The sequence below is a fragment of the Flavobacterium sp. HJSW_4 genome, from assembly GCF_042436695.1.
Taxonomy (GTDB): domain Bacteria; phylum Bacteroidota; class Bacteroidia; order Flavobacteriales; family Flavobacteriaceae; genus Flavobacterium.
The window spans coordinates 15170-32743 of sequence record NZ_JBHNPP010000010.1 but is presented as its reverse complement, the minus strand read 5'-3'; the positions used below and the strand labels follow the sequence as shown (position 1 = coordinate 32743).

General features: G+C 33.9%; 10 protein-coding genes. 1 reads left to right on the top strand and 9 read right to left on the bottom strand.

The annotated features are described in order from the left end of the window. Positions 1–132: 132 nt before the first annotated feature. Together ACE01P_RS11435 and ACE01P_RS11430 are read right to left on the bottom strand one after the other, a co-directional pair. On the bottom strand, positions 133–933 hold the full coding sequence (locus ACE01P_RS11435; protein ID WP_379697652.1) for a TlpA family protein disulfide reductase: 801 nt from the start codon (positions 931–933) through the stop codon (positions 133–135). A gap of 66 nt (positions 934–999) precedes the next feature. Then, positions 1000–1230: a helix-turn-helix domain-containing protein gene (locus ACE01P_RS11430; protein WP_379697649.1), complete on the bottom strand. Its 231-nt coding sequence runs from the start codon at positions 1228–1230 to the stop codon at positions 1000–1002. A gap of 82 nt (positions 1231–1312) precedes the next feature. Here ACE01P_RS11430 and ACE01P_RS11425 point away from each other — a divergent pair, with 82 nt between their 5' ends. Beyond that, on the top strand, positions 1313–1543 hold the full coding sequence (locus ACE01P_RS11425; RefSeq protein ID WP_379697646.1) for a hypothetical protein: 231 nt from the start codon (positions 1313–1315) through the stop codon (positions 1541–1543). 67 nt (positions 1544–1610) lie between these two features. Here ACE01P_RS11425 and ACE01P_RS11420 read toward each other — a convergent pair whose 3' ends face one another. From ACE01P_RS11420 to ACE01P_RS11390, 7 genes are all read right to left on the bottom strand, one after another. Continuing rightward, on the bottom strand, positions 1611–2309 hold the full coding sequence (locus ACE01P_RS11420; protein WP_379697644.1) for a DUF3592 domain-containing protein: 699 nt from the start codon (positions 2307–2309) through the stop codon (positions 1611–1613). Between the two features lie 58 nt (positions 2310–2367). After that, a complete protein-coding gene (locus ACE01P_RS11415) occupies positions 2368–3057 on the bottom strand; it encodes a DUF3592 domain-containing protein (RefSeq protein WP_379697641.1) in 690 nt (229 codons plus the stop codon). Positions 3058–3346: 289 nt separating this feature from the next. After that, positions 3347–8071: a T9SS-translocated chitinase ChiA gene (gene chiA, locus ACE01P_RS11410; protein WP_379697638.1), complete on the bottom strand. Its 4725-nt coding sequence runs from the start codon at positions 8069–8071 to the stop codon at positions 3347–3349. A gap of 469 nt (positions 8072–8540) precedes the next feature. Then, positions 8541–10607: a beta-N-acetylhexosaminidase gene (locus ACE01P_RS11405; protein ID WP_379697636.1), complete on the bottom strand. Its 2067-nt coding sequence runs from the start codon at positions 10605–10607 to the stop codon at positions 8541–8543. A 145-nt stretch (positions 10608–10752) separates the two neighbouring features. Next, complete coding sequence (gene nagB / locus ACE01P_RS11400; protein ID WP_379697634.1) at positions 10753–12690, bottom strand: glucosamine-6-phosphate deaminase; 1938 nt, start codon at positions 12688–12690, stop codon at positions 10753–10755. A 105-nt stretch (positions 12691–12795) separates the two neighbouring features. Continuing rightward, positions 12796–14376: a RagB/SusD family nutrient uptake outer membrane protein gene (locus ACE01P_RS11395; protein ID WP_379697632.1), complete on the bottom strand. Its 1581-nt coding sequence runs from the start codon at positions 14374–14376 to the stop codon at positions 12796–12798. A 10-nt stretch (positions 14377–14386) separates the two neighbouring features. Beyond that, complete coding sequence (locus tag ACE01P_RS11390) at positions 14387–17419, bottom strand: SusC/RagA family TonB-linked outer membrane protein (protein WP_379697630.1); 3033 nt, start codon at positions 17417–17419, stop codon at positions 14387–14389. Positions 17420–17574 lie beyond the last annotated feature (155 nt).

Sequence of the window (17574 nt, the reverse complement as noted above, 5' to 3'; positions counted from 1 at the left end):
CCGCAAGAAACTCTACAAAGATTGGCTTATTGTTGCGGAGCTACTTGCGGAGATTTCTCCTTCGTCGAAATGACAAAAATGGGGTTACTTTGCTATAAAAACCTTGCGCCTTTGCGACTCTGCGAGATTCTATTACAGTTTGCTTTCTTTCGCTAAAGCGACTTCTAAACTTTCAAAATTAGGAAGCACTTTTGAAATTATGCCTTCTTTATTAATAATAAAATGTGTTGGGAAAGAATTCAGCTGTAAAGCATTATTCATGTATTCTTTCATATCTGGAATTACTGAATAGGACAACGGTTTTCTCGCTAAAAACGTTTTTAATTGTTCTGGAGAATCTTCGGCCAAACTCATGAAAACAATGTCTTTTCTATCTTTGTAATCTTCAACTAATTTATTGACTTGCGGAAACTCTCTAATGCAAGGCGTACAGTGAATGTACCAGCATTTTATGACGATGATTTTTCCTTTCATGGATTCGTTGGTAACCAAATTTCCGTTTAAATCTTTGAATGAAAATTGTGGAAAAGCAGTTCCTTCCATCTTGTAGTTTTTGTAAGCATCAAAACCAATTTGATTGATTGTTGCTTTTATACTTGTATCTGTTTTGGGCTGAATTTTGAATAGTTTATAAACGTAAATATTCGCTTCTGATTTTAATCGAACTGGAATGAAATTTCCGTTTGCCAGTTGATCTAAAAAAGCTTCTTTTGAGATTTCTTTTGATTGAGAATCAAGTGCAGTGAAATCTCTGGAAAGCATTATTCCTTTATTATAAACCGACCATTGCTCATAAGTTTTCTGAATTTGTAAGGGATCAACTTCTGGATTTCCGAATTTATTTTGAGCTGTACTTATTGTAAAAATAAAGAGAAGTGTAATTAGAGGAATGAATTTCTGCATGGATTCTGAAACAATTGTATTTGATTTCAAAAGTAGTGAAAGTTTTTTAACCGCAAAGACGCAAAGGTTTACGCAAGGTTCGCAAAGTTTTTTTCTTTATTTTGATTGAAAACTGAGTAATTCAGCAAGTTCAATTTTAAAAGCATTTGCAATTCTTATGAGTGTTTTTATACTTGTATTTATTTTTGCTCTTTCAATTCTACTAATTTGATTTCTGGGAATATCGCATTCATTAGCTAACTGCTGTTGAGACAAACCTTTTTTTTCACGTAGTCCTTTTATGTGAAGTCCAAGATTTACAATAAAAATTTCTTCTGAAATATTCATAAGTCAAAAGTCTTAATTATTTTTAAAAAAAATTGACACAAATATGTATCAAACCTTATATATTTGCAAAAAACATAAGATTATGACTACACAAAACCTTTCACATGAAACTCAAACTAGACTAAACAATCTTTTTATAGATGAAATTGATTGTAAAGAAATGGCAAAAATAATACGAGAAGTAAATAATGCACTTTCACTATGTATTATGAGAGATTGCGAAACCATCAAATTTGGTGTAAAGAATATTGATGATAGTTTTTATTGGCTTAATAAACTCGCAGAAGTTTTAGATCCTTATTTGGATGCTTAGAAATTGTTTAAAAACAAAAAAACCTGGCAGTAAAACTACCAGGTTTCTCTTTAGAGTTATTTCTTTTTTAGTTTTTTAGAACTGGTAAAAAAGATGTATCCATAATATATTTTTTAGGGTCTTGCGGATCAATCAAAACTCTTATTTCTTCAATATTTAAAAAATCAGTTGGGTCAAACCAAATATTATCGCTTTTAAAAACATATAAATCTTTTGTATGCGGGTCCTGCCATTGGCTACAAATTTGAAACGGATTTCTTCCGTTTACAGCATAACCAGTATTTAACTGAACTTGCGTGAATTTTGTTGAAATGGGTTTACCTGTTTCTCGCAAATTCTCTGTTTTCTTATTTTGCAACCATGCAATTACAATTATTACAGAACCGATTATAAAGAAAATAGCTCCCAATATGCTTAAAATTAACGGCCCTAACCATAAAGAAAAGAATCCATTAATACTTGCATCATGCGGATTTTGCGGATCATATAGCATTTCAACATTTTCTCCTTCACTGTAACTTGGAGGATTGCTGCTAACTGATGAAAAATATTTAATCTCTTGCCCCTTTTTTGTTTTAAAAACAACGACAGGAGCATAAGTGGTTGATTTATCAGATCTTTTAGCAATTAACTCGACAACAGTTCCTTGAACACGATCTGCCTTGTCTAAAAATTCCTGTTTGCTTTGATAAAGGTAAAATGCGCCAGCAAGCAAAGCCACTCCTATTGCAGAAAAAAGATACTTAATAACAGATAAGACTTTCATAAATTACATTGATTAGGTTTGCAGTAAAAATAGTATGAAATATATTTATTAGCAATATCTAAACAGGCAAAAACGAAATATCCATATAATATTTGGTCGGATTATTTGGATCAATCAAAACGTTAATTTCATCTGTTTTTATATATTCAATTGGATCAAACCAAATATCATCACTTTCAAAAAAATAGGTTTTATTCGTTTTTGAGTCTATCCATTCACTACAAATAAAATAAGGATTTCTTCCGTTTACTACTAAACTATAATTTAACTGTACTTCTGTAAATTTTGTTGAAATGCGTTTCCCATTAGACATAAGATATTCTTTTTTCCTTTGCTTTTTAATTCCGTTAAGAATAATTAAAAACCCAACCAAAAAGAATGCAGTTCCCAAAATCCCAATAATTAATGGCGCCAACCATAAAGATTCAAAATCATTAATATCTGCCTTATTTGGTTCTTCGGAATTGTATATAACTTCCACTGTTTCTCCTACACTATAACTTGGCGGATTACCACTTACTGACGAAGGAAACTCAATTTTATGATCTTCTTTTGTAATAAAAGAGATGACTGGGGTATACATTATTGAATTATTTGACCTTTTACTAATTAATTCAACGACGGTCCCTTGTGCAGTCTCTGCGCTTTTTAAAAAAGTTAGTTTACTAAAATAAAGATATATGGCGGTAAATAATAAAACCATGCCAATAGCTGTAAAAACATATTTGATAATCGAAATAATTCTCATTCTTACTCTTTTAAAATTTGCACAAAAATAATTTCATTGGTTTTATTTGTTAATCAAAACAAGCTTTTTTTCTATTAAAAAAAGACATTTTCTAACTCTTCTTTTGCTATCAAAAAATAAAAAAACCTGGCAGTAAAACTACCAGGTTCATAATGTGCGTCTTTAGGCAAAAACCAAATAACAAATTACCTAAAGCCACATTTGTTAGAAATAAAATAGATTAAAACATAAATAACCAAACTCAATTTTAATCGTCCCGTTTTTTTATTTCTAGATTTTCAATTCTTTTTTAGTTTAAAAAGTTCATTACTTTATATGATTTTCTGTTTCCAGATTTATCAGTTACGATCACAACAAACACTTGTTTACTTGCAAAACTGTGGCTGTGAAGCAAAACCTCTTTGTTGTTTTGAATATTTCTATGACTTACAATAGTTTGTCCAATTGTGTTAAATACGTCAACTTGAGCAATATCTTCATTGTCATTTGAGACAGCCAAAGCATTGTCTTTAAAATAAGCCACCGTTGTATTATTCGATGCAGAAATAGTATCAACTGCTAATACTTTTGCCGTTGCTTGTGATGCAAAATAGGCCGCATAAGCTTTAGATAATTCAGATGAATTTCCACAAGAAGAGGCATCCCAGTTTACAGACCAAGTCATCAAACCTCTTAAAGAAGGATATGGTCCGCCAGGCTGCATTGTGTATGTTCTTCCTGTAAAATTGGTTCCGTTTCTTAAATAATCCATAGCATTAATTCCCTCTGTAGGCGTTAGATAACCGCTACCTGCTGCACTTGGACAAGCTGGCAATGCAATAAGAACTTTTGAAGCTGGCAAACCATCAAAATGCATTCCTGTTGAAGCGATGTTATATCCTTTAATCACCATATCAGTTAAGGCTGTTACCATGTTTGATTTCTTCGCTGTACCATAATATTGGCCATCTAATCCGTTTTCTCCACCTGTATTATACAATTGTACCGCTAACAAGTCTAGCTCATTACGTAAGTTTTGAATAATTGGCAAGAATGAACCAAAAGTATCTGTATAAGTTGTATATCCTCCTTGTACATATTGTGTTTCTGGAGCTGCAGTTAATAAGAATCCAGGGCCATAATAAGCTTTCAATTCTTTGAAAGCATCTACTACGTTTTTTAATCTTGGATAAGCAGAAATACCCGCGTAAGAAATATCTCTTAAATTTCCTGCGCTAAAATTCATCGATCCACCTTCAAAATCAATATCAACTCCATCAAATTGATATTCGTCAATAATTGCTTTTAGACCATTAACAAAAATATTTTTCTGCGTTACATTGTCTAAAACAACATGCCCATTTTGACCTCCGATAGAAACAATAACAGGAACACCACTATCTCTTAAAGCTTTGATATCGTTTTTCAATAATTGTTTATCGAAAACACCATTAGTCAAATATCTAGTGTCATTTGTAGTCAATATTGGCGTGTAACCATCACGATTTACTGTTTCTACAAAAGAATAATCCACTACGTTAAACTTGCTTCCGACCATTTGAGAAAAATATAAAAACGGAGCACCAGCATTTTCCCAAGAATGCGCATATCCTAAAATGATTTTAGATGGAAGTGGAATAAATCTATTAGTTCCTACAGTAGCAATTTTAATGGTATTATTTAATGTAGTCACACCTGATTTATTATCAGTTGCTTTAATTACAATTGGATAATCTTGATAAGCAGATGGAGTAAAATTATACGTATAAGTATTATTTGTACCAGCTGTCATATTAAATGTCCCTCCGTTGATTGTAATTGTAACTCCTGAAACTGTTCCGTCACTATCAACAGCTGTAACTGAAATTGGCACCACTTGAAAAGTGTTTTGATATACCGTAGTATTCGATGGTGAATTCCAAGTAATTACAGGCAATGCATTCGGACATGTAGTTCCTGAACATTGCAGAGCAAAATCTTTTGTACTTACTGCTGTTGCACCGCTTGAAGCCGTTACTGTTGCTTTCAACGTATAATTTTTGTTGAAATCTGCCGCAACTGGCGTCCAGCTTGCTACATATTCTGATCCAGAAAGTGTTGCAGTAATATTTTGTGAGTTGATATTGAATACAACCGACGTAATTGTCAAACTAGCATCTACACTTGCTGTCGCTTTAAGCTGAATTGCAGTTCCTGGAGCAATAGCTACACTTGCCGTTGATGGACTTGTAATCGTTATCTGAGGCGGTGTAGATTGATTTGTGTTGAAATTGTAAACTGTTGGCGTTGTTGGAACCGCAAAATTTGCCAAATTGTTTGGAAAATAAGCTACTTCCCCATTTTGCCATGAGTTCAATTTCAAACTTAAAATTTGCGTGTAACCTGCTACAACTGAATTATCGAAAGTATAATTTCCTGATGCATCTGTTGTTGCTAAAACACTTTTCCAATTGTGTGTGTTATCTGTCCAAGGTAAAACAATTTCTACTTTAGCGTTTGCCACAGGAGCTGAACCATTTTTAACTGTTCCGCTGATCAAGTTTGTCGCTGCTGCTAATGCTACTTTTGCAGTTGCAGTTGTATTAAAATTGTAAACTGTCGGAGTTGACGGAACTGGGAAGTTTGCCAAATTATTTGGATAATAATTTACCTCTCCGTTTGACCAAGTATTTAATTTTAAACTTGCAACTGTTGTATAACCGTCTGTAACAGAATTATCAAAACTGTATTTTCCTTGCGCATCTGTTGTCGCGATAACGCTTTTCCAGTTGTGCGTGTTATCCGTCCAAGGTAAAACCAATTCTACTTTTGCACCTGCGACAGGAGTTGATCCATTTTTCACAGTTCCGCTAATTTTGCTTGAACTTACGACAACATCTTGTGTGAAGTTCAACGTTTTATTAGCATTCAAATTAGAATAAACTGTTGAAGCTGGAGTAAATGTTTGTCCTGTCAAAGCTGCTGTTATCGTGTAATTTCCGCCAGAAGGCAAAGTAAGCGAATAAGCTCCACTCGCATTAGTAACCGCTGCATAACTTCCTCCTGTAAAAGAAGCTGTAACTGTTACGCCAGAAACTGGAGTTGTATTGTTTGAAACCGTTCCGCTTACAGTATAGTTTACAACCGCTGCACCTTGAGTAAAGTTCAACGTTTTATTAGCATCAATTGCATTATAAACTGTTGAAGCTGGTGTATATGAAAATCCAGATTTCGCTGCTGTAACCGTAAAATTAAGACCAGCTGTTAAACCTGCAATGCTGTAAGTTCCGCTTGCATTTGAAACTGCTGTTAAAGTTGTACTTCCTGAAACTGCTGAAACTGTTACGCCAGAAACTGGTGTTGATCCGTCTAAAACAGTTCCGCTTACAGTATAAGTTGGCTGCGTTCCATTGATTATAACTCCCGTTTGATTTGTTGTAACGTTTGTCAACGAAACTGGAACAAATGTATAACTTGCTTTTAAAGCTGTTACTGAATAGTTTTGTCCAGAAGTTAAACTATTGAATGTAAAGTTTCCTGTTTGAGAAACTACTGTTTGAATAACTGCATTAGAGGCATTACGCAATTCAACAGTAACATCTGTCACTAAAGCAGATCCATTTTTTACAGAACCCGCAATGCTTACTGTTCCTGGAACTACGCTTCCAAAAGAAGTATCAACTTGATTCAATAATGAATTTGGAATTGAACCTCTTGTATCTTGAGATAATTCCCAAATCATACCTCCCGCTAAGTTTTTAGATTTAATGTATTGTACTTTTAAATCCATAGATTGCTTATCTTCATAAGAGATAAACTCTTTTCTAGTAGCATTATATAAATAAGGAACTTTTGTTGTATTGTCAAAATAACGAACCCATCCTGCCGAAGCCGCAGATGGCGTTACCATCATTGTATTTGGGTCTAAATAAGCGTGTGAATTAGTAACTGGATTTCCTACTAAATCACAGATTTCAATACTTCCTGATTTTTCACAAGCTCCAGAACCATCCCAAGTTCCTGTTGGATTTTGCGGATTTGTACATCCTGGAACATTATATCTTGGTGCTGAAACAAATAATCCGTTTGTAGAATTTGCAGCAACGTTATCGAATTTTTTTCCGTAGAAAGGCAATCCCATGATCAATTTATTTGCTGGGAAACCAATTACGTTTAAATATTGATTGGTTAATTCGTCTAATGATTCCGATTGCGTTGCGCCATACAACGGATCGTTTGGATTTCCGCTCGCATATAAAGGAGCATTGTAACAAGTTTTATCGTACCAGTTTCCTCCGAAATCATATCCGAAATAAGTAATATAATCACAATATGTCGAAATATCTTCGCTCATACCATATTGAGATCTGTTGTTTGGTCCTAAATACTGTTTAGAAACATTTCTAACATTATTTCCTGCAGCAATCGTAACCAGTTTATTTGGCATTGCCTGACGCATAGCTTTTAATAAGTAAACCAAATTTTTGTTGTCATCAGGACTGTATTTTTGTGGAGGAACAGGCGCACCATTTACTATTTCTGTACCGTCAGTTCCGCCCGAAAGAGGATATTCCCAATCGATATCAAAACCGTCAATAAAAGGATAAGTCGTAATGAAGTTTGCCATATCTGCTGCTAAAGCTGCTCTTGCTACAGGACTTGCAGCAATTGGAGAAAGATCTTGTCCTTTTGTCCAGCCTCCAACAGAAATTAAAATTTTTAAATGAGGATACTTTTCTTTTAATTTCATTAAATCATAAAAGTTCCCTTTCACAGGAGCATCCCAAGGAATTCCGCCTTCCATATGCTCAAAATCAGCATAAGTGTCTAAACATTTTAACTTTGTATTCTCTGGATGGGCAGGATCATAAGTAGTGCCATAAAAAGAATAATTTAAATGCGTTATTTTACTTCCGTCAATTTTCGGAACGTTGAAATCCCGGGCATAAATAGACCATTGCGCATAATACCCCACTACTTTTTTTCCGTGAGCTGGTTGAGCCAACGCTAGTAAGGGAAACAGTAACAAAAAGAGTAATCTGTAATAATGTTTCATAGTTAATAAATATTAGTTAATAGAAAATAAATAATTGGGCCACAGAAGCTTAAATTCTTCTGGGTTTCGCTCAACTGCAGATTGGAACCCCGCCGTCGATTGGAAATAAACTCAAATTACATTCTATAGATAAATATTACTATTTCTGATTCATTCATAATCATTAGTAAATAGTAGTGATTGATATTTATTTATAATTTTTAAAAAAATTAATCTTAAATACAAATGATAAATTTGGGACTAATCATCAATCTATACTCTCGTTATTTTGTCATGTTTTATTGTATTCTTCTTATTTGGTTTTTAAAAGGTTAATAATTATTCTCACGGCTTATATTTTATTATTCGAATGAATTATGTGCTGATTACTTAAGAAATCTTGGCTATAACTATCTCTACCGAGGAACTCCGGCAGAGATAATTAAAAGCCTGATTAATGTAACTCTAATAACACTAACTCAACCAAAATTTATATCAGTTTCTTTAAGCTTTCATAAACTGACAATTCTACGTCAGCATGGTCTTTTGTATTGCATTGCTCTATTAAACTTTTTAAATCTGCTGATTTTAAAGTCGATTTGTTATCCAAAACAAGCAATAATTCTTGTGATGCATCACTTAATTTTTTAGACAAAGGCAAAATTGGCTGCACTAATGGCGCATTTTCGCTTAGCGTTGTCAAATCTTTATGAACTGCAATCCATTTATTAAAAAAGGCTGTCACTTTTGCTTTATTATCTGTCGATTTATTGGCTAAATATTGATTAACTGCTGCATCAAAAGCAAGCGCATCTTTTGCATCTGGTCCGCATGCATCTGCAAACAAAGTAAATGGAGAATACATTTGGTACTCTGTTCCTCCTTTGTTACGAGTATATCCTTTTAAAGGCTCGCTTACTTTAGAAAATTCTTCAAGCGCTTGAATATTTTGATTGTTGGCAATATTTCTTAAAATCACATCTTTGTTACGAATGTGTGTAATGCCTAATTCCTCTAATCTGAAAGAAATATTTTCTAAACGCTTACGCATATTTTCTACATCTACTACATCTTCAGCAGACCAAAGTCTTTCTGCAATTGCAGCTGTTCTTGGCCAAACTCTAGAATCAATGGTTGTTGGTGTAGCCAATTCTGTCCACATTGTAGCTTCTCCACCCAAAATTCTTGCTCTTTCATCACTTGTCAAATTCGCTCCTTTTGGCATCGGATCGTTTAAATAATGACTTGCAATTGGGTACATCAAATCGATATAATAACCATTTGAAAGAACCGTTTTGTATCCTTTTTTAACTGCATCTACTAGAGATTGTCCTGCTGGCATTCCTTCATTTGGACCTCTCCAAGAATGTACGATCGCTTCTTTAGACAAATCTTTCGTCAAGATTTCTTCCCACCCCATTAATTGCTTTCCGTGTTTCTTTAACATTGGAGCCAATTGCATCGTGAAATACGTTTGTAATTCGTGGTTGTTTTTTAAATTATGTTTCTTTTTGAATTCTTGAATTTTCGGATTTGCATCCCAATCTTTCCCTTCATTTTCATCTCCTCCAATATGGAAATAAGTACCTGGAAATAATGGGCAAACCTCATCAAAAACTTCACTTAATAATTGGTATGTTTTAGGATTTGAAGGATCTAATGTTGGCGAAAAAATACCAGCATTTCTTTCAATTCCATAGGTAGCGATTGCTGTACCTTGAATATTTTTTTCGGATGTTCCTCCTGTCAACGTAATTACTTTACTGCCAATTTCTGGATAAGCCGTTAAAATTGCAGATCCGTGACCTGGAACATCTATTTCTGGAACAATCAAAATACCGCGCTCATCAGCATATTTTACGATATTTTTAATTTCCTCTTGTGTGTAATACATTCCATCTGAAGCTAATTGAGTAAACTTTGGATGTTTTTTCATTTCGATTCTCCAGCCTTGATCATCAACCAAATGCCAGTGAAAAACATTCATTTTCATTGCGGCCAATGCATCGATATTTCGTTTAATTACGTCAATGGGCTGAAAATGTCTTGAAGCATCAATCATTAGACCTCTCCAAGTAAATCTTGGGAAATCTGAAATTTTTGAAACTGGAAAATAAAACGATTTTGAATTGTTTTGAAGCATTTGCAATAAAGTCTCCAAACCATGTAAAGCTCCTAAATCGCTTGAAGCGTTTAAAGTGATTTTGTTTGAAGTGATATCCAAATGATAGCTTTCATCTTCGTATAAACCAATTTTTCCGCTTTTCGTGCAATTGATTTGTAATTCCGCATTCGGAACTTCATTTAATTTGGTTATAAAACCTTGTTCAAAGAAAATACCTGTTCTACCATCTAATCGGCGTAAAAAACGCGTTACTCCTCCAAATATTCTGTCATTTGGATTTCCTGTAATGTTTACTTTAAAATTTTTAGTTAAATTAAAATTACCTTCGTTAATAACAACATTTTGAGGCCAAGGCATAAGATTCAGCTGCTCTTTCTGGACTTGAGCACCTGCAGTTAAACCTGCAAATAATAGTACAAATAAATATTTCATTTTTCTTTTTTTTTGGTTGGATAATTTAATTACCCCAATTTATATAAAAAAGACAAAACTCAGAATGAATTCTGCAATACCTCACTTTTACAAGTAATCATCTGAATTTTGCCATTTGATTCATTTACAAACGAATCACAAAATTTTAATAATCAAAACGTTTAAATGCTTCAATCGCTTCATATTCAGCCAAACCTAACTCATCATATAAAATGGCTGTATTTTTATTTCGATCTTCTGCCCTAACCCAGAATTCACGAGAATCATTACCTTGAAACATTACCCTGTCCTTTTGAGATTGGTGATGCAAAATCGCATGACGTTTCAACAAAACCTCTGATGGGCTTAGCGGAACTGCCATATTAATTTCATGAATATCCCACTCGTGCCAAGCTCCTCTATAAAGCCATAACCAGCAATCATCCATGTATGGTTCTGGTTTAAGTTCTTTTAAAGCGGCAAAAATAGCATTTAAACAAACCTCATGTGTTCCGTGCGGATCTGCCAGATCTCCTGCAGCGAAAACTTGATGCGGTTTAATTTTTGCAATGATATCTTTTACAATAGCAATATCTTCTGGTCCTAACGGATTCTTTTTAACTTGTCCAGTTTCATAAAAAGGAAGATCTAAAAAGTGTGTGTTTTCATCTTTCAGTCCGATATATCTTGTCGCTCCGTAAGATTCTCTTCTTCTGATAAGTCCTTTTAATTTTCGTACTTCTAAAGAATCGATCTGATTTTCAGATTTGTTATTTAAAAATTCGATTACCGATTTGAAATTAATATCTGATTTTTCATCTCCAATAAAATCACTTGCTACTTCTGCAAATTTTAATGCTTCATCATCTGAAACCGCAATATTTCCTGAAGTCTGGTACACTACATGAACATCGTGTCCTTGTTTGATTAATTTAGAAAATGTTCCTCCCATAGAAATCACATCATCGTCTGGGTGCGGACTAAAAAGAATCACTCTCTTTTTTGCCGGATTTGCCCTTTCTGGACGAAATGAATCATCTGTGTTTGGTTTTCCTCCTGGCCATCCGGTAATCGTGTGCTGTAAAATATTAAACATATTAATGTTCATATCGTAAGCAGAACCTTCTTGAGCCAAAAGATCAGACATTCCGTTATTGTTATAATCACGGTCAGTCAATTTAAGAATAGATTGTTTTGTTTTTTGACACAACCAAACGATCGCTTTGCTTTTTAATTCAGGTGTCCAAAGGCATTCTCCAACTAACCAAGGCGTTTTGAAACGTGTTAATTCTGATGCTGCAGACTGATCTAAAACAAAAGTTGCATTTGGATGATTTTGTAAAAATGTTGCTGGAACTTCAGAGCTGATATCACCTTGAATAGTTCTTTTGATAATGTCTGCTTTGTTTTGCCCCCAAGCCATTAAAACAATACGTTTTGATCTCATGATAGTTGAAACTCCCATTGTGATCGCACGTTTCGGTACATTATCAATACCATTAAAAGCTGATGATGCATCGACTTTTGTGATATGATCTAAGGTAATAATTCTTGTTCCTGAATTGATATGCGAACCAGGCTCGTTAAATCCTACGTGCCCTGTTCTTCCAATTCCAAGCAATTGAAAATCAAGACCACCCGCATTTTTAATATTCATTTCATAATCGATACAATATTGATTGATTTCCTCAATTGCTATTGTACCGTCAGGAATATTAATATTTTCAGGTTTGATATCAATATGATTAAAAAGATGCTCATGCATGAAATAATGATAGCTCTGATTGTTCTCCTTTGTCATCGGATAATATTCATCCAGATTAAAAGTGATAACATTGCTAAAACTAAGTCCTTCTTCTCTGTGCATTCTCACTAGTTCTTCGTAAACTTTGATTGGAGAAGAACCTGTTGCCAAACCTAAAACACAAGATTTATTTTTCTCCTGTTTAGATCTAATTAGCTGCGCAATTTCCTGTGCTACAATTACAGAAGCTTCAATAGAATTTTTAAAGATTTCGATATGAATTTTTTCAAATCGAGTTTCTTCAAATTTTCCCGCGCTTTTGTAACTAATATCAGGTTTTATTTCTAAAGCACTTTTCATTTCTTTTCTTTTTTGTAGTAATTACCATTTTGGTTTAAGAATGGTATAGATAGCTTTCACCATCTATACCATACTACTAACCAAACTTAATATTCCATTTTTTTCTTAGAAGTTAGGAGTATTAACATCCCACCAAACTCTTGTTCCTCCATTGTCTGGACCTCCAAGTTTTGCAACACCCGTAGCAACTCCACCAGAGTTTCCAGCTTTTTCAGACTGTACAAAGTTGACCCTTCTTACACCGAATTCAGTTGTAATTGTTCCTCCGCTATAATTTTTAACAACTGGGAATAATTTAGGATACCCTGTTCTTCTATAATCAGACCAAGCTTCTTGTCCTTCTGGGAAACCAGCAATCCATTTTTGAGTGATAATTTTTTGAAGTTTAACCTCATTTGTAGCCGCAGCATCCCATGCAACAGTAACATTATTTACTGCTGGCGAATTGTTTTCTGGAAAATTAGGATCTACATAAGCGACTGCAGTTTTAGCATTATCAGCAATATAATTTGCTGCACCTGAAACTCCTCTTTGCTCAAATGAAACTTTGATACCTGCTTCATATAAATCTTGAGCAGAACCGCCCATATCCCATCCTCTTAAAGCTCCTTCTGCTCTTAAGAAATAAGCTTCTGCAGCGTTCATAAGGTAGATTTCTTTTGATCTTACAACAGCTCCAATTCCTGAGAAATCTTGGTGATCTGATTTTCCAACAATATTAATACCTGTACGAACACCTTTGTATTCTCCAGGAAATTGAGTAGACGTATCAAAATAAGAAGCAATTCTAGGGTCTTGGTAACCTTTTAAAATAGACTCCATATCTGCCGACATACGAATGTCTAACCATGAACCACTAAGTGTTGCAATTGGGTTTGTGTAAACTGGAGAAACGACTTTAAATGAATCATCATTAACTTTCATTACTCCAAATTTTTGAGCAACAGCTTTTTCAGCTTCTGTTTTTGCCAAAGCTGGTTTAATTTTCACAATACGCATTGCTAATCTTAATCGTAAAGTATTAGCAAATCTTACCCATGATTCGTACTTTCCTTTGTAGCCTGTCATATCAGTAGACTCGAATGTCGAAGCTTCACCAGCATCAATTCTTTTTGTTAATTCTGCTACAGCTGTATCTAATTCAGCAAACATTTGAGTATAAACTTCTTCTTGAGAATCATACGCAATAGTTGCATCATCCGTTCCGAATTTAGAATAGATAATTGGTCCAAAAGTATCTGTCATTCTATGCATTCCTTCTACTTTCAAAATCAATGACAAAGCATAAAACTGATCGTATTTTCCTTTAGATTTATTCGCTATATCGTATGCATTAAACATTACATTTTTATAACCATAATCCCAGATAAACCCGTTCCAGTTATCCAACAATGCATAAGTCGTATTATTTACACCACTCTCAAAACCAGTTGGAGTTGCCATATAACCTGACCAAATATCTGAGTTTAAGCCTTGTTGCAATTGATAAACCCATTCTGGAGTAAGAACTTGGATATTGTTAAACATTGGAGCAAATCCTCCTTTGATATGATTAAAATCTTGCTCAAAATCAGGAAGTGTAATCCCATTTGGATTAGTATTGATATCTTCAAAATTATCTGTACACCCCGCAGCTGCGAGTAACAAGGTACAAATAGTTGCTTTTGTTATATTATTTAGTTTCATGTGTTTAGAATTAGAAAGTTACATTTAAATTAAGACCAATACTTCTGGTAGATGGTAAACCATAAATATCAACCCCTTGTAAACCTTGACCTGTACTTAATGCAATATTTGGATCGAAAGGAGCATCTTTATAAATAAAGAATAAGTTTCTAGCTATAAATGAAATACTCGCTGTTTGGATAAATGGTAATGTTTTAGGATTAAAATTGTAACCAATAGAGATCTCTCTAACACTTACATTTGTTGCGTCATAGATATATTCTCCTGTAACACCAGCTCTACCTCCAACTGTCGTATAGTAAGACTGCGCATCCATAGTTGTTACTGCTGTACCATCAGGCATCACTGCATTTATTTTAACACCACCTGCATTTCTTGCATCACCTGTAGCTTTAGAAACACCAAATGCATCATTTTGTGCTTGTGTTAAACTCATTACATCTCCTCCAAAACGTCCATCGATTAAAACATTTGCGAAGAAAGATCCTAGTTTGAAAGAGTTAGAAAAACCTAACATAAAATCAGGATTTGAATTTCCTAATTCAACAAATTCTGTTTTTTGAATTTTTCCATCACTATTCAATAAAATTCTTCCTTGAGCATCTTTCAACATTTTGTAACCTTCAATAACACCGTAAGGTCTTCCTTCTGTCAAAGTATATTTGTAACCGTTAACTCCAGGATCTGTTAAGTTTACTTTTCCTCCTAATTCTTCTGGAATTTCTTTTACTTTATTTTTGTTTTGTGAGAAGTTAATAGCTGAATCCCAAGTGAATTTATCTCCTCTAATGATTCCTGCATTTAATACAACCTCAAAACCTTTATTTTCTATACTTCCCGCGTTAATACCATAGAAATCAGCACCTGCACTATTTCCAACTGGAGCAACAACTTGTAAATATTGGTTTTTAGTTTCTGAATTATAGTAAGACAATTCAAAACCTAATCTATTATTAAACATTCTCCACTCAGTACCAAACTCGAACTCTGATTTAAGCTCAGGTTTTAATGTAGTTCCTGGTTTTGGTGCAACTAAAGGATTATATTTTGATCCACTTCCGTTCGGATAGTAGTTTGTTGGAGTAGAAATGAAAGGATAGATATCATTACCAACTTGTGCATAAGTTCCACGAACTTTACCATAATTAATCCATTCAGGTAAAGTTGCCATCTCGCTGATGATTGCAGTTAAACCAACAGATGGATAAAAATAGCTTGATGTACCTGTATTTACTAAAGTAGATGACCAGTCATTTCTTCCTGTAAGATCTAAGAATAACATGTCTTTGTAACCAAATGTAGTAGCTGCAAATACTGATTGTACTTCTCTTCTTGAATCAATTGTTTGGTAGTTACCGTCATTATTATTGAAATTATGCAATGTAAACCAGTTAGCATATTTCAATCCTCCTCCAATACCAGAATCTAATATCGTTTTTTGATTTGTCAAAGTGTTAGTCACACTTGTACCAACGTTTGCGTTAAAGTTAAAATCAGATCCAATTTTTGTATTGATTGTAGCGATCAAATCAGCATAACGTTGTGTGCTCAAAGAATTTTCGCTAATATATCGACCATTAGCATGAGATAAAGTTCCTTGTGTAGTAGCAAATATTCTCTTATCGAATAAACTTGTAACTCTATTATAGCTGTATCTTGAAGCAATAGATAACCAATTAGTTGCTTTATAAGTTAAAGACAAAGCTCCATTGAAGAAATCATTTTTATCCTCAGATTTGTTTCTGTTAATTGCCCAGAATGGATTTTGCATAATATCTCTATTAGTCATCCAATTTTGAGCCATTAAATTTCTTGAAGGATCAAATTCTTCATAATTATCTTTATAATAATTAAAATCATTTCCTCTTGGCATCAAATAAACACCTGTAAGCGGGTTAAAGTAGAATCCATTAACTGGCTTATTTGCAATAGTTTGACTTGTATAATTTGCATTTGCAGCAAATAGAAGTTTATCATCAAAGAACTTAGCAGTCTGACGAATACCAAAGTTATTTTTCTTCAAATTATTACCTGGAATAATACCACTTGCAGAAGTATTTGCATAAGAAAATGCTGTAGAAGAATTTTCAGAACCAATTGAATATCCTAAAGATGTAATTTGTGTTGTTCCTGTAGTAAAAAAGTCTTTTACATGATCAACAGACTTTCCTTTTGCTCCCCAAGATTCATCAGCGCCATCAGCAGCAAGATAATCTGTTTGAAATTTAGGAAGATAAGCTGCCGTTTCAAATGTTGTTACAGAAGAAAGCGTAACATTTGCTTTTCCTGTTTTTGCTTTTTTAGATGATAATAAAATTACACCGTTTGCTCCTTGAGAACCATATAATACAGAAGCTGCAGCACCTTTAAGAACTGTCATACCTTCGTAATCATCTGGATTTACTAAAGAGATTACGTCTCCTCCATCACGGTTACCTCCTGCTAAACTACCAAATGTATCGTTTGGCTGACCAGAACCTGAATTCAACATCGGAATACCATCAATTACATAAAGAGGCTGGCTATTAGATACAGATGAATTTCCACGAATTACAACTTTTGTAGAACCTCCAGTACCCCCAGCACTTTTAGTTACAGCAACACCCGCGATTTTACCTGCAATAGTATTGATAACGTTGGCATCTTTTACACGTACTAACTCATCTCCTTTAAGCTCCTGAGCCGCATAAGTTAATGACTTTCTTGTCTTTTTGATACCTAAAGAAGTTACAACAACCTCATTTAATGCATTTGAAGCTCCTTGAACCATCTTCACATTAATTGTAGCAGCGTCTCCTACAACTATCGTCTGAGTTTCTAGTCCTACGTAAGTGAAAACTAAACTTTGACCTTTTTGAACTTCAATCGAATACAATCCGTCAAAATCGGTAGTTGTTCCCTTTTGACCTCCTTGTACAGCAACAGAAGCTCCTGGTAATGGCATACCGTCAGAATCTGTAATCACACCTTTGACATTTTTTACCTGTGCAAGCGAAACTTGCGCAGTAAAAACAATCATAAAGATTAAGAAAATTTTTTTCATGTTTATTTTTATTTTGTTAGTTATGAAGTAAAATTATTCTTAAGGCATTGTTAAAAAAAATAAATTAAACCAACGACAACAAAATTTAAACGAACGACATAAATTATTCAATAATGCGTTTTACGAAAACGTTCTATTAGAAAAAATAGATACCA

Bases quoted from the DNA above. Each gene is read 5' to 3' on its own strand.
- ACE01P_RS11430 (WP_379697649.1), bottom strand. From the start codon at position 1,230: ATGAATATTTCAGAAGAAATTTTTATTGTAAATCTTGGACTTCACATA.
- ACE01P_RS11425 (WP_379697646.1), top strand. From the start codon at position 1,313: ATGACTACACAAAACCTTTCACATGAAACTCAAACTAGACTAAACAAT.
- ACE01P_RS11420 (WP_379697644.1), bottom strand. From the start codon at position 2,309: ATGAAAGTCTTATCTGTTATTAAGTATCTTTTTTCTGCAATAGGAGTG.
- ACE01P_RS11415 (WP_379697641.1), bottom strand. From the start codon at position 3,057: ATGAGAATTATTTCGATTATCAAATATGTTTTTACAGCTATTGGCATG.
- chiA (WP_379697638.1), bottom strand. From the start codon at position 8,071: ATGAAACATTATTACAGATTACTCTTTTTGTTACTGTTTCCCTTACTA.
- ACE01P_RS11405 (WP_379697636.1), bottom strand. From the start codon at position 10,607: ATGAAATATTTATTTGTACTATTATTTGCAGGTTTAACTGCAGGTGCT.
- nagB (WP_379697634.1), bottom strand. From the start codon at position 12,690: ATGAAAAGTGCTTTAGAAATAAAACCTGATATTAGTTACAAAAGCGCG.
- ACE01P_RS11395 (WP_379697632.1), bottom strand. From the start codon at position 14,376: ATGAAACTAAATAATATAACAAAAGCAACTATTTGTACCTTGTTACTC.
- ACE01P_RS11390 (WP_379697630.1), bottom strand. From the start codon at position 17,419: ATGAAAAAAATTTTCTTAATCTTTATGATTGTTTTTACTGCGCAAGTT.